1 protein-coding gene is annotated in these 352 nt (G+C 60.8%); it reads left to right on the top strand.

Features of this window, described 5'->3' with window-relative positions; genetic code table 11:
- Positions 1 to 352: RuBisCO large subunit C-terminal-like domain-containing protein (locus MXD62_RS10500; protein ID WP_248829131.1), on the top strand; the 352-nt coding region annotated here is incomplete at both ends.

A 352-nucleotide genomic window follows, 5' to 3' on the forward strand; every position in this document is an offset into this window, starting at 1 on the left:
CCCGACTATGGGATCGCCACACCATTATTACTCGGCAAGTTGATGCGTGTGGCTGGCGCTGATCTCGTGCTCTTCCCGTCCCCGTACGGCAACGTCGCACTGGATAAACAGGAAGCGCTCAAGCTGGCCGCCAATCTGGTTGAGCCGATCAATGGAATGACACGTTCGTTCCCGGTGCCGTCTGCGGGCATTCATCCGGGCCTGGTTCCCCAGCTTTACAGCGACTTCGGTACCGAGGAGGTGGTAAACGCTGGCGGGGGCATTCACGGTCATCCGGGTGGCGCAACAGCGGGAGCGCAAGCCTTTGTCGAGGCGATTGACGCTGTAGTGGCTGGCCGCACGCTGGAAGAAG

Source organism: Frankia sp. Mgl5 (assembly GCF_023242985.1).
GTDB classification, from domain to species: domain Bacteria; phylum Actinomycetota; class Actinomycetes; order Frankiales; family Frankiaceae; genus Parafrankia; species Parafrankia soli.